A 13506-nucleotide genomic window follows, 5' to 3' on the forward strand; every position below is an offset into this window, starting at 1 on the left:
CCAAACATGATGCCAATAATGGATAACAACCAACCACCGAATATGATGCCATATCAAATGCCGTATCAACAGCCAATGATGCCGCCATATCCGCATTATCAGCAACAAAATCCATACAATCAAATGCCGTATCAACAAATGGCGCCGCAATATACTTCTATGCCAAATCCAAATATGATGCCAATGGATAATAATATGCCACCACTCGTACAAGGGGAAGAAGATTGTGGATGCGGAGGAGAGAGTAGGTTATATAGTCCGCAACCGGGTGGACCACAATACGCCAATCCTTTATATTATCAACCGACTCAGCCAGCATATGCACCGCAGCCAGGAACGATGTATTATCAGCCAGATCCACCAAATGTATTTGGAGAACCAGTTTCAGAAGAAGAGGATGAAGAGGAAGTTTAAAAAAGGTGGGGTTATTCCCGCCTTTTTTTATTCGTGATGGTCAGGAATATGGTGAATTTACATTAAGTGCTAGAAAATTCCTAGTGAAATATTAACAGTGTAAAAACCCTCTCTATTACTCATCATAAGGGGGAGCTTTTCGAAAGAGAAGTTCATTCTAACAAGGGGGGTTTTTGTATTGAATACGAAAGTAAAAGTTATTGCTGCTTCTTTGTTAGTTACCAGTGCATTAGCTGCATGTGGTACACCAAAAGATAATAATGCGATGGATGGACGTAACTATAATTACGAGCGTACATCTTATAATGACACACACCGATATAATGATAATGTAACGCGTAACGATCGTTCTACAGATTATGTAACATATAGAAACGGTCGTAACGATACAGGATATAATAATTATTACCGTGATGTAAATTACAATGGGCAAATTGCTAATCCGCATCCAACCCGTAATATTACAATGAACAATTCATACATTAACAATGATGGTAAAACTGCGGAGAAAATTACGAATCGTGTAAAACGTATGAATAACGTAGATCGAGTTTCTACAGTTGTATATGGAAACGATGTAGCGATTGCGGTAAAGCCACGTAATTCGGCGACAGATGAAACGGCAATGGCAAACGAAATTCGTCAAGCTGTTGCGAATGAAGTTGGAAATAGAAATGTTTATGTTTCTGTAAGAAATGACATGTTTACTCGTGTGGATGCAATGAGTACACGTCTACGTAACGGCACAGTTACAAATGATTTTAATCGTGACATAACAAATATGTTCCGAGACATTCGTTATGGCTTAACTGGTACAGTACGATAACAAAACAAAGAGGAAGGGATAGCCCTTCCTCTTTATTCATCTTCGTCTTGTAAACGACGTTTTTTAATAAACATGTTGCGTTTCTATCTTATTAATGTTATATTAGCAAAGCGATGAGCTAATTTACGTAAGTCGAGAGATATGCTTAAGTGCTAAACACGCGAATGTGGTCGCCTGGTTTCTCGCCGTAAACGCATCAAGACGCCTGCTTTGCAGGCGTCTTTCATTTTATATAAAAGTAACTGATACATGCAGATGAGGATTAACCCTTATCTGCATTTTTTATTTTCCTTAGAAATTTAATGCGATTTTTTATATGGATAAAACCCCCATTTCCGGAAAAGCTACAAATGAAAGTATGATTTTGCCTAGAAGAGGTGAACGGAAATGAAATGGATACTAATTGCAGTGCAAGCTTTCGTTATGATGTTTTGCTTAGCTTATGGATCCGATGTGAGGGCAGAAATAACAGAAAAAGAACCTGCAGTTACAATTTTATTAGAGCGTATGTATGTTGATGGAGAAGTAAGCGAGGAAATACTGACAGAAAAAGTAGTGGATTTAGAAAAGTTTTTGCAGCAATATAAAGAATGGCAACTTGTTGATCGTGATGATGTGCAAATCGTATTACAAAAGAAAGTGGATGATATTTCTCCTTTACTGAAAACGAGCGGTTATTTTGGTGTTTCAGAGGAAGGGATATTGCAAATTTTCAAAGGGGTACCGAAAAGTGATAACGCGATCCATTCCTTCTTTCAAATTGATATGAAAAAGCTTGAAAGTTATGAGCGTGCGGAATTGAAACGTGGTATTCGCATAAAATCAAAAGAAGGTTTTGTAAAGACAATCGAAAAAATGAAGCAGTACGCAGTGCAAAATCAGAAAAAAAGCAGCTCAGGGTGAGCTGCTTTTTCTTATTTATTCTTAGCTAAAATCTCTTTTGCGATTTCATCAATTAGCATATCTTTTCCGATTGGATTGAAGGCTTTCGTATTGAAGGCTTCATTTGATACTTCATATACGTGATTATTTTTTACTGCTTTATTATCTTTCCAAACGGCACTGTTTTTATAGTCTTCGTACACTTTATCAGCTTCTCCGCCGAAGTTTACAATAAACATTTGATCAGGCTGGAATGCAACAAGACCTTCTAGTGATACTTGTGCCATCGTTTGTTTTAAATCTGTACCTTTTGTTGCTGGAAGCTTTAAATCGTTAAAGAGTATGTCACCATATCCGAAGCTACCGTATACACGGAAGTTTTGTGGTGTTACTGCAACGAACATAAAGTTCTCATCTTTTGTTTTTTCTTTAATTTTTTTAGATAAAGACTCTGCTTTTTTATCGTAGTCTGCAATCCATTTGTCAGCTTTCTTCTCTTCGTCAAATAGTTTACCTACTTCTTTAAACTTACCGCGCCAGTCTTCTAGATTTGTTTCTAGAACAACTGTCGGTGCAACTTTTTCTAGTTGATCATAAATTTTCAATTGACGATTGTTTAAAATAATTAAGTCTGGTTTTAAAGCAGTAACAGCCTCTAGGTCAACTTTAGGCGCCCAGTACCAGCCGACTGCTTTTACTCCGTCTAGTTTGTCTGTTAAGTGATTTTGGATTTTATCTTTATATGTGTTCGCTGTGCCAACAGGTTTATGTCCAAGGATTAATAATTCCTCTGTTGATCCAGATAAGTCAACAATTCTCTTTGGATTAACTGGAATTGTTGCTTCCCCTTTAGCATGTTTTACAACTTTCGTTTTCGGTTGTTCTTTTGCTTTGGATTCTTCTTTTTGAGAAGAACAGCCAACAATAGAAAGAACAACTAGCATAATAGTAAATAAAATAAATAGCCTTTGTTTCATCCTGATGTAACCCCTTTAATTAATATTGATAATCATTATTGACTCCTGTATATTAAGGTGCTTTATACTTTCTGTCAATGGAAAATAACAGAAGTTTCAAATAGAGAACATTTGTTGGGGCAGTCTCGCTTTTCTATTGTTAAATATGTTAAAATGGAATACATGATTTGAGAGGGAGAGATCGTATTTTGTTTGAATATGTTACAGGTTACGTGGAGTATGTAGGACCGGAATATGTCGTAATTGATCATAATGGAATTGGTTATCAAATTTTCACACCAAATCCGTATGTATTTCAAAGAAGTAAGCAAGAAATTCGTGTCTATACATATCATTATGTGAGAGAAGATATTATGGCACTTTACGGATTTAAAACACGTGAAGAGCGTTTATTATTTACAAAATTGTTAGGTGTATCGGGGATTGGACCAAAAGGTGCTCTTGCAATTTTAGCTTCTGGTCAAACAGGACAGGTCGTGCAAGCGATTGAACATGAAGATGAGAAGTTTTTAGTGAAATTCCCAGGTGTCGGAAAGAAAACAGCGCGCCAAATGATTTTAGATTTAAAAGGAAAACTAGCAGATGTCGTGCCAGATGCGTTTGTTGACCTGTTCTCGGATGCCGAAAGTTTTGATCAGAAGAAAGGTTCATCAACTGAGCTTGATGAGGCACTTGAAGCACTACGAGCACTTGGTTACGCGGAGAGAGAAGTTTCTCGCGTTGTACCAGAACTATTAAAAGAATCACTTACAACGGATCAGTATATCAAAAAGGCACTTAGTCTTTTACTAAATGGTAAGAGGTGAGTATAATGGACGAACGTCTCCTTTCAGGGGAATCTGGATATGAAGATGCGGATTTAGAGTATTCATTACGGCCACAGACGCTCCGTCAGTATATTGGCCAAGATAAAGCGAAACATAATTTAGAAGTGTTTATTGAAGCGGCAAAAATGCGCGAAGAAACGTTAGATCACGTACTTTTATATGGACCACCTGGACTTGGTAAAACGACGCTTGCGAATATTATTTCCAATGAAATGGGTGTTAACATTCGAACAACGTCAGGTCCTGCAATTGAAAGACCAGGAGATTTAGCGGCTGTATTAACAGCACTTCAGCCTGGGGATGTATTATTTATTGATGAAATTCATCGTTTGCATAGATCTATTGAAGAAGTGTTATACCCAGCGATGGAAGACTTTTGCCTTGATATCGTTATTGGGAAAGGACCGTCAGCTCGTTCTGTACGTCTAGACTTACCTCCATTTACGCTAGTTGGGGCAACGACGCGTGCAGGTGCATTATCAGCACCACTTCGTGACCGTTTTGGTGTACTTTCACGATTAGAGTACTATACAGTAGATCAGCTTTCTGCGATTGTAGAACGTACAGCAGAAGTGTTTGAAGTTGAAATAGATTCGTTAGCTGCATTAGAAATTGCAAGGCGTGCCCGTGGTACACCTCGTATTGCGAATCGTCTATTACGACGTGTACGTGACTTCGCACAAGTTCGCAGTGACGGAACCATTGCGATGGAAATTACACAAATGGCGTTAGAACTATTACAAGTAGATAAATTAGGACTTGATCATATTGATCATAAATTACTGCTTGGTATTATTGAAAAGTTCCGCGGTGGTCCAGTTGGATTAGAAACTGTTTCAGCAACGATTGGGGAAGAATCGCATACGATTGAAGATGTGTATGAGCCGTATTTATTACAAATTGGCTTTTTACAAAGAACGCCAAGAGGCCGGATCGTAACGCCGCTCGCATATGAGCATTTCGGAATGGAGATGCCAAAAGTATGACGGAGATGCCAAAGCTGCTTATTACAGCGGGTATTTTGCTCATTGTTGCTGGATTAGCTTGGAAGTTCATAGGAAGACTTCCAGGCGATATTTTTGTGAAAAAAGGTAACGTTACCTTTTATTTTCCTATCATTACATGTATTGTGTTAAGTATTGTATTATCTTTTATTATGTATATAATAAATCGATTCAAATAAGAAATAGGTGGATACAGTTATGGATATTAATTTGTTTGATTTTCATTTACCAGAAGAGCTCATTGCACAAATTCCGCTTGAAGAGCGTGAAACATCAAGATTGATGATGTTAGACCGTGAAACAGGAGATATTGAGCACAAACATTTTACGGACATTCTTTCTTACTTACATGAGGGGGATTGCTTAGTTTTAAATGAAACGAAAGTTATGCCTGCTCGCTTGCACGGCGTGAAAGAAGATACAGGTGCACACATTGAAGTACTTCTTTTGAAACAAGAAGAGGGCGATAAGTGGGAAACGCTTATAAAGCCAGCGAAGCGTGTAAAAGAAGGAACTGTTATCTCTTTTGGTGAAGGAAAGTTAAAAGCAACTTGCATTGGAACAGCAGATCAAGGTGGGCGTCAACTTGAGTTTTCATATGACGGCATCTTTTATGAAATTTTAGACGAGCTTGGAGAAATGCCACTTCCTCCATATATTAAAGAGACGCTAGAAGATCGCGATCGTTATCAAACGGTATATGCGAAGGAAATAGGTTCAGCAGCAGCACCGACAGCTGGGCTTCATTTTACAGAAGAGTTACTCGAGAAATTGAAGCAAAAAGGCGTCGGGTTAGCGTTCATTACACTCCATGTAGGACTTGGAACATTTAGACCAGTTTCTGCAGATACGATTGAAGAGCATCATATGCACGCAGAGTATTACCATATGTCTGAAGAGACAGCTGCGTTATTAAACCGCGTGAAAGAGAATGGCGGACGTATTATTACAGTAGGTACGACATCAACTCGTACGTTAGAGACGATTGCGACAGATCATAGTGGTAAGCTTTGCGCCGCTTCTGGCTGGACAGATATTTTTATGTACCCAGGATACGAATTTAAAGCAATTGATGGTTTAATTACAAACTTCCATTTGCCGAAATCAACATTAATTATGCTTGTAAGTGCATTTGCAAATAGAGATAATGTACTTCATGCTTATAATGAAGCAGTAAAAGAAAAATATCGTTTCTTTAGCTTCGGTGATGCGATGTTCGTTGCATCTCACGCTAAAATGAGAAACAAATAAAAGGAGTAAATTATGACAGCAATTCGTTATGAATTTATTAAAACTTGTAAACAAACGGGTGCGCGTTTAGGTCGAGTACATACGCCACACGGTTCATTTGATACACCAACATTTATGCCAGTTGGTACACTTGCAACAGTTAAAACGATGTCACCAGAAGAATTAAAAGCAATGGATTCTGGCATTATTTTAAGCAATACGTATCATTTATGGTTACGTCCAGGTCATGAAATTGTACGCGAAGCAGGTGGCTTGCATAAGTTTATGAACTGGGATCGTGCAATTTTAACAGATTCTGGTGGATTTCAAGTATTTAGCTTAAGTGATTTCCGACGCATTGAAGAGGAAGGTGTTCATTTCCGTAATCACTTAAATGGAGATAAATTATTCTTATCACCAGAAAAAGCGATGGAAATCCAAAATGCATTAGGTTCAGATATCATGATGGCATTTGATGAGTGTCCACCATTCCCTGCTACTTTTGAATACATGAAGAAGTCTGTAGAACGTACAAGCCGCTGGGCAGAGCGTTGTCTAAAGGCGCATGAACGTCCACAAGATCAAGGTTTATTCGGTATAGTACAGGGCGGAGAGTTTGAAGAACTTCGTCGCCAAAGTGCGAAAGATCTTGTTTCAATGGACTTCCCTGGCTATGCTATAGGCGGTCTATCTGTTGGTGAACCGAAGGATATTATGAATCGTGTTCTTGAGTTTACAACACCACTTCTTCCTGATGATAAGCCACGTTACTTAATGGGTGTAGGTTCTCCTGACTCGTTAATTGATGGTGCGATTCGCGGTGTTGATATGTTTGACTGTGTACTTCCAACTCGTATCGCTCGAAATGGTACATGTATGACAAGTGAAGGCCGTCTAGTTGTGAAAAACGCGAAATTCGCTAGAGACTTCGGACCGCTTGATCCGAACTGTGATTGCTACACATGTAAAAACTATTCTCGTGCGTACATTCGTCACTTAATGAAATGCGATGAAACGTTCGGAATTCGTTTAACGTCTTATCACAACCTTCATTTTCTGTTAAACTTAATGGAGCAGGTGAGACAAGCTATTCGTGAAGACCGTCTTGGCGATTTCCGCGAAGAGTTCTTTGAACAGTATGGCTTTAATAAACCGAATGCTAAAAACTTCTAATACATAATTTAAAAGGAGGAACACAAGATGAATGCAGGTATGATGAATATCGTTATGATTGTTGCGATGTTTGCGATTTTCTATTTCTTATTAATTCGCCCGCAACAAAAGCGTCAAAAAGCAGTTGCTCAAATGCAAAATGAAATCAAAAAAGGTGATGCTATCGTAACAATCGGTGGTTTACACGCTACAATCGAATCAGTAGACGAAACGAAAATCGTTGTTAAATCTGGTGGTTCACACTTAACTTTCGATCGCAATGCGATTCGTGAAGTTGTGAAAAACTAATGATGAAGGCCCTGCATGAAATGTGCAGGGCCTTTTTTTAATTATTTTGTTTTGACATATTTACACCGAAAATGCCTCCGAGTGTACTCGCACCCATTAATGCTAATTGGTAGAGTAACTGTGAGTTCGATAAAGTTTGAGAGAAGCCTAAATAGTTAACGAGAAAGACGAGAAGAGTGAATGTGAGTCCTGTAGTGAAACCCACTAACCAACCTTTTCCTTGTGCCTTTTTACCAGCAATAAATCCAGACATAAGCATAGATAGAAGGGCTAGTATAAAAATAGTAATTACTAATGTCCCTTCATTAATATTCGTGAATTTTAATAAAAGAGCCATGATCATACTTGTAATAGATGCGAGGATTAATAGGGTAATAATACCGAAGCCGATTGCGCTCGATAATTTTTTCGTTCCATCCATTATGCATTCCCCCTTTTTAATACAAGCATATTTTCATTTTGTTTAAGTTAGACTAGTTTCTTTTTTGTAGGGGAGCCTATAAGTAAAAAAAGGGGATGTAGAAATGGAATGGGTATCAATAATCGGACGAACAATGCTTTTGTATATAATCATTTTAATTATTTTTCGTCTTATGGGTAAACGCGAAATTGGAGAATTAAGTGTATTAGATTTGGTTGTATTCATTATGCTCGGTGAAATGGCTGTAGTGGCAATTGAAAATACAGATAAATCACTTTGGCATCAATTAGTTCCAATGACTTTTCTAATGTGTATACAAATCATTTTGTCGGTCATTTCTTTAAAGTTCCAGCGTTTTCGGCATTTAATAGAAGGGGAGCCTGCGATTCTTGTGAATGCAGGTAAAATTGACGAAAAAAAGATGCGGAAGCAGCGATATAACATAGATGATTTATTGATGCAACTACGTGAGCAAGGAATCGGAGATGTGCGTGATGTAGAATACGCTATTTTAGAACCATCTGGAAAGTTATCTGTCTTTCAAAAACAAAAAAGTAAAAAGAGCAAAAATGATACACCAATTTTTACACTCCCACTAATTATTGATGGAGAAATTCAATACAATCATTTGCAAATGATTGAGCATACAAATGAGTGGCTCGTTGAGAAATTGAATAACTTAGGTTATAAAGATGTGAAACAGATTGTATATTGTAGTTTTCAAAATGGACAATTTTTTGTTGATTTGAAAGAAAATTAGAGGCTTACCATTTTGAATGGCAAGCCCGCTTACTTCAAAAATGAAAGTTTCCGGATGATAGGGAGACGACTTAATTCTTCTTTTCGAATGAGTTTGAAAACGAAGAGGAGAACGATATAAACGATTGTTGTTAAGGTGATTTCCCATAACGTTTGTACGCCAAGTGAATGAGAAAAAACGATATGCTTATGAAGATAAAAACCGAAGGTACCAGCAATCCCGATAGCAATTCCGCCGAAAATATAGTCTTTTGCGTAAATGGTAAATGCAATTTTCTTTAAAACAGTGGCGTAGTGAAGGAATGTTACGGTTACTATATTTGCTGCGATGGCGAGGGCAACCCCCATCATTTGGAACTCTGGGCGTGAAGCGAGTGCAAAAATAACGATTAATTTTACGATAGCACCAATAAAGGTGTTCATCATAGCAGCGCGTGCTAAGTTTAAAGCTTGCAACACAGATGTAAGGGGACTTTGGAAATAATGAAATAAAAAGCAAGGTGCAAGAAGCTGGATGAACGCGGCCGCGTTGTCTGATCCGTACATGAGAGTTAAAACTGGAGAAGCAAATACATATAATATAACGACTGACCATCCGCCGGTTATTAAGGAAATTCGAAGCGCTTGTTGTAATCGGTGTTCCACTAATTTGTGTTGTCTCTTTGCCATTGCCTCGCTAATTGATGGGACGAGTGCTGTAGAAAGAGCATATGTAATAAAGGCTGGCAGTGATAGAAGCGGGAACGCATATCCGTTTAATATACCGTATTGCTGAGTGGCGACAGAAGCAGCAACGCCGGCGATCGCTAAGCTTTGCATAACGACGATAGGTTCAAAGAAATAAGAAACGGAACCAATTAAACGGCTTCCTGTAGTTGGTAAAGCAATGTCCATAAGGGAATAAAATGTATTTTTGCTCTCCTTTACAGTAGTGAAAAATCCAGAGCGTATAGATAAATGTTTTTCGCGTTGGAATAAAGTAAGTAAAAATAATAAAGATGCAACTTCGCCAAGAACAGCTGATAGCATGGCACCGGCTGCAGCATATTCTACGCCGTAAGGTAAAAATAACCGAATGCATACAGCGATAATTGTAATGCGGACAACTTGTTCTATGACTTGAGCATAAGCGCTCGGCTTCATATTTTGTTTCCCTTGGAAATAACCACGTAAAACGGAAGAAACTGCAATAACAGGGACGACAGGTAAAATAGCCATTAATGGATAGTAAGTTCTTTCATCTGTTAGTAATGTTTTTGCTAAAATAGGTGTGAGTAGCATAATCCCAATTGTTAAAATGATACTAATAATGGATGTAACGGCTAGCGAGACAGTTAATATTTTTTTAACTCTTTGTTTATCGTTCACTGCTTCCGCTTCTGCTACAAATTTTGCGATTGCCACAGGAAGACCAATTTGTGTTAATGTAATTGCTAAAATGAAGGTGGGGACAGCCATCATATAAAGGCCAACGCCTTCTTCGCCTAAAATACGTGCCATTACAATGCGGTTAATAAATCCAAGAATTTTTGTAATAAAGCCAGCTATCATTAAAATAAATGCACCTTTTAAAAAGCTTTGTCTCGTCATACTCTTCTCCTACCTTCTCAAAATCAATGGAATGATTTACAATAATTTATATGCACGTATGAGACAAGAATGACAAGCATTTAAGAGAGTAAAGTATGAATGGTACTCTTGAAAGAAGTTATTACTGTCCATTAGAGCGGGATTAAAAGCGACTTTTCGTGCTGAAATAAGAAGGAGATGTTATATATGTTGGATAAAGAGGCTTTGGTAGAATCATACCGCGGACAGTTACAAGTCGTTTTAGAAAGTAAAGTAGAAGAGTTTCAAATGTTCGGTTACGACCGAGTGACAGATAATGATATTTGGAAGTTTCTCAAGGCGAAAAAGTGGAAAAAGATAGACAGTGATGTTAGATTATATGAATTAGTAAATGATGTATTAAGAGTAAGTACTAATGAATATATGAATTATTTAACTGTTGAAGCATATCAAGCACCACTTTGGTCGTTTGATGAATATGAAAATAAATAACCGACTGTAATTGGTTTGTTCTTCCTTTTGCAGTATAATGATAGGTATTGATAAAGAGGAATTAATTATGTCTAAGATTATATATAAAGGAGGTAGTGAAGAGAAAAAATAAATAATGAAAGTGTAGGTATTGTGAAAAGCTTACCGACACAGCTAGTGATGAACTAGCGAAAATACATGTATTTTATAGAAAGTAAGTCTACTAACTAGGCGTATGCACACGTGCAAAAATGAATCGTAAGAGATTTATTGAAAGTGTTAGTAGCAGAAAGAGGGTACATATGGCAAAGCGTGGTACAAGAATTGCTGCCTTTTTCCTCATCGTTTTATTAATTGGTGGAGTAATTGGTGCGGCAGGAAAAGACATAGCAAAAGGAATTAGTCTAGGACTAGACCTTCGCGGTGGTTTTGAAATTCTGTATGAAGTAAAACCAGCCAAAAAAGGTGATAAAATCGATCGTGATGCACTTGTAAGTACAGTAGGTGCTCTTGAAAATCGTGTCAATGTTCTTGGTGTAAGTGAGCCGAACATTCAAATCGAAGGGGAAGATCGAATTCGTGTACAGCTTGCTGGTGTACAAGATCAGCAAAAAGCACGTGAAATGTTATCAACACAAGCGAAACTAACATTCCGTGATGTGGATGATAACCTTCTTATGGACGGAACGGATTTAAAAGGCGGCGGAGCGAAGCAAACATTTGATGAGCAAGGCCGTGCGAGCGTAGGTCTTACACTAAAAAGCGCTGAAAAATTCCGTGAAGTAACTGAAAAGATTTCAAAAATGCCACCACCAACGAATTTAATGGTAATTTGGCTTGATTTTGAAGAAGGAAAAGATTCATATAAAGCAGAATCTGCAAAACCGAATCCGAAGTTTTTATCAGCAGCAACAGTAAGCCAAGTATTTAACCAAGCTGAAGTATCTATCGTAGGTGGAAACTTTACAGTTGAAAGTGCGAAAGAACTTTCATCTTTATTAAATGCAGGTGCACTTCCTGTTGATTTAAAAGAAATGTATTCAACATCTGTTGGAGCGAAATTTGGTCAACAAGCATTAGAGCAAACGATTTTCGCTAGTGCGATCGGCATTGCTATTATCTTCTTATTCATGCTTGTATTCTACCGTTTACCAGGACTTGTAGCGGTTATTATGTTAGGGTTATATATTTTCGTTACACTGCTTGTCTTTAACTGGATGCATGCAGTTCTTACGTTACCAGGTATTGCGGCATTAGTGCTCGGGGTAGGTATCGCAGTTGATGCGAATATCATTACGTACGAGAGGTTAAAGGAAGAGCTTAAAATTGGTAAGTCGATGATGTCAGCATTTCGTGCTGGTAACCATCGTTCATTAGCGACAATTTTAGATGCGAACGTTACAACAATTGCAGCAGCTGGTGTATTATTCGCTTACGGTAATAGCTCTGTAAAAGGGTTCGCAACGAGTTTAATCGTAAGTATTTTAGTTGGTTTCATTACGAACGTATTTGGTACTCGTTTCCTACTTGGATTACTTGTAAAGAGCCGTTACTTCGATAAAAAACTATCTTACTTCGGTGTTAAGGAAAAGGATATTATTCCATTAACAAAAGGTGTAGTACATCCACCAACGAAATTTGATCGTATTAACTTCGTAAATATCGGTCATAAATTCTTCTTATTCTCAGTTGTAGTCGTAATTGCTGGGGCAATTATATTACCGATTTTCAAAATGAACCTTGGAATTGACTTTGCAAGTGGTACACGTATTGACTTGCAATCAAAACAAGCACTTACTGTGTCTGATGTTCATAAAGACTTCAACGAACTGAAGATTGATGTGAAAGAAGAAAATATTGTACCGACTGGTAATGATAATAAAGGTTTCGCAGTTCGTACGTTAGGTGTTCTATCAAAAGATGAAATTGCGAAAACAAAAACATTCTTTAACGATAAATACGGTACAGAGCCAAACGTAAGTACAGTTTCACCGACAATCGGTAAAGAGATTGCACGAAATGCATTCATCGCGGTTCTGATAGCTTCATTGGTTATCATCTTATACGTAAGTATTCGTTTCCGCTTTACATATGCATTATCTGCGGTAATCGCATTGTTACATGATGCGTTCGTTATGATTGTTATGTTTAGTCTTTTCCATATAGAGGTAGACTTAACGTTTATCGCTGCGATATTAACGATTATTGGTTACTCTATCAATGACTCAATCGTTACGTTTGATAGAAACCGTGAGTTATACAAACAGAAAAAACGAGTTCGCGATATAAAAGATTTAGAAGAAATCGTAAACTCAAGTATTCGCCAAACAATTGGTCGTTCAATTAATACAGTGTTAACAGTGTTATTCCCAGTAATTGCACTACTTATTTTCGGTAGTGAATCACTGCGTAACTTCTCACTTGCATTATTAATTGGATTAGTTGTAGGTACGTACTCTTCTATTTTCGTTGCTTCTCAAATTTGGTTAATGCTTGAAAACCGTCGTTTGAAAAAGGGCAAAAACAAGAAGAAGGTTGAGAAAGAAGTATCTGAACCGCAAGTATAAAAAATAAAACATATAAAAAGATGATGTCTCTATATGAGGCATCTCTTTTTCGTTTGCGGACACAATAAAGTAGCGCCTTTTTTAAGGGGAGATAAATG

The 13506-nt window shown here is 37.6% G+C and carries 14 protein-coding genes and 1 pseudogene; 12 read left to right on the top strand and 3 right to left on the bottom strand.

Translation table 11 applies throughout. The annotated features are described in order from the left end of the window. From JTF23_RS15015 to JTF23_RS15025, 3 genes and pseudogenes are all read left to right on the top strand, one after another. Positions 1–414, top strand: a pseudogene (locus tag JTF23_RS15015) (spore coat protein); the annotation flags it as partial. 178 nt (positions 415–592) lie between these two features. Continuing rightward, a complete protein-coding gene (locus JTF23_RS15020) occupies positions 593–1240 on the top strand; it encodes a YhcN/YlaJ family sporulation lipoprotein (RefSeq protein WP_002112018.1) in 648 nt (215 codons plus the stop codon). Between the two features lie 387 nt (positions 1241–1627). Beyond that, positions 1628–2143, top strand: a complete 516-nt coding sequence (locus JTF23_RS15025) for a BofC C-terminal domain-containing protein (protein WP_204209100.1) — start codon at positions 1628–1630, stop codon at positions 2141–2143. An 11-nt stretch (positions 2144–2154) separates the two neighbouring features. On the opposite strand, the gene JTF23_RS15030 is transcribed toward JTF23_RS15025, so the two are convergent. After that, positions 2155–3099 (bottom strand): iron-hydroxamate ABC transporter substrate-binding protein, encoded by a 945-nt coding sequence (locus JTF23_RS15030; protein ID WP_070139970.1) that lies wholly within the window; start codon positions 3097–3099, stop codon positions 2155–2157. Between the two features lie 188 nt (positions 3100–3287). Here JTF23_RS15030 and ruvA point away from each other — a divergent pair, with 188 nt between their 5' ends. From ruvA to yajC, 6 genes are read left to right on the top strand one after another with little or no spacing between them, the layout of a single operon-like run. Continuing rightward, positions 3288–3905, top strand: coding sequence for a Holliday junction DNA helicase RuvA (gene ruvA / locus JTF23_RS15035; protein ID WP_002112013.1), 618 nt, complete (start codon positions 3288–3290; stop codon positions 3903–3905). 5 nt (positions 3906–3910) lie between these two features. Beyond that, positions 3911–4912, top strand: coding sequence for a Holliday junction branch migration DNA helicase RuvB (gene ruvB / locus JTF23_RS15040; RefSeq protein WP_204209101.1), 1002 nt, complete (start codon positions 3911–3913; stop codon positions 4910–4912). Further along, the gene (locus tag JTF23_RS15045; protein WP_002112011.1) at positions 4909–5109 is read left to right on the top strand and encodes a DUF2905 domain-containing protein; all 201 of its coding nucleotides are present in this window, start codon (positions 4909–4911) and stop codon (positions 5107–5109) included. The genes ruvB and JTF23_RS15045 overlap by 4 nt, the downstream gene beginning before the upstream one ends. Positions 5110–5128: 19 nt before the next feature. Continuing rightward, entirely contained in the window at positions 5129–6181 is a 1053-nt protein-coding gene (gene queA, locus JTF23_RS15050; protein ID WP_002160379.1) for a tRNA preQ1(34) S-adenosylmethionine ribosyltransferase-isomerase QueA, read from the top strand. A 12-nt stretch (positions 6182–6193) separates the two neighbouring features. Then, the gene (gene tgt, locus JTF23_RS15055) at positions 6194–7333 is read left to right on the top strand and encodes a tRNA guanosine(34) transglycosylase Tgt (RefSeq protein ID WP_000125368.1); all 1140 of its coding nucleotides are present in this window, start codon (positions 6194–6196) and stop codon (positions 7331–7333) included. Between the two features lie 27 nt (positions 7334–7360). After that, positions 7361–7621, top strand: a complete 261-nt coding sequence (gene yajC / locus JTF23_RS15060; protein ID WP_002034132.1) for a preprotein translocase subunit YajC — start codon at positions 7361–7363, stop codon at positions 7619–7621. Between the two features lie 37 nt (positions 7622–7658). Here the strand turns inward: yajC and JTF23_RS15065 are convergent, their stop codons facing one another. Beyond that, on the bottom strand, positions 7659–8042 hold the full coding sequence (locus tag JTF23_RS15065) for a TIGR04086 family membrane protein (protein WP_204209102.1): 384 nt from the start codon (positions 8040–8042) through the stop codon (positions 7659–7661). A 103-nt stretch (positions 8043–8145) separates the two neighbouring features. On the opposite strand from JTF23_RS15065, the gene JTF23_RS15070 reads away from it, so the two are divergent. Further along, a complete protein-coding gene (locus JTF23_RS15070) occupies positions 8146–8802 on the top strand; it encodes a DUF421 domain-containing protein (protein WP_199659380.1) in 657 nt (218 codons plus the stop codon). Positions 8803–8831: 29 nt separating this feature from the next. Here JTF23_RS15070 and spoVB read toward each other — a convergent pair whose 3' ends face one another. After that, positions 8832–10391, bottom strand: a complete 1560-nt coding sequence (gene spoVB / locus JTF23_RS15075) for a stage V sporulation protein B (protein ID WP_002112001.1) — start codon at positions 10389–10391, stop codon at positions 8832–8834. 186 nt (positions 10392–10577) lie between these two features. Between spoVB and JTF23_RS15080 the strand changes: the two genes are divergently transcribed. Next, positions 10578–10862: a post-transcriptional regulator gene (locus tag JTF23_RS15080; protein ID WP_002112000.1), complete on the top strand. Its 285-nt coding sequence runs from the start codon at positions 10578–10580 to the stop codon at positions 10860–10862. A gap of 281 nt (positions 10863–11143) precedes the next feature. Next, positions 11144–13408, top strand: coding sequence for a protein translocase subunit SecDF (secDF, locus tag JTF23_RS15085; protein WP_098988397.1), 2265 nt, complete (start codon positions 11144–11146; stop codon positions 13406–13408). The last annotated feature ends 98 nt before the right edge of the window (positions 13409–13506 follow it).

Source organism: Bacillus sp. RIT 809, from assembly GCF_016892495.1.
Taxonomy (GTDB): domain Bacteria; phylum Bacillota; class Bacilli; order Bacillales; family Bacillaceae_G; genus Bacillus_A; species Bacillus_A cereus_U.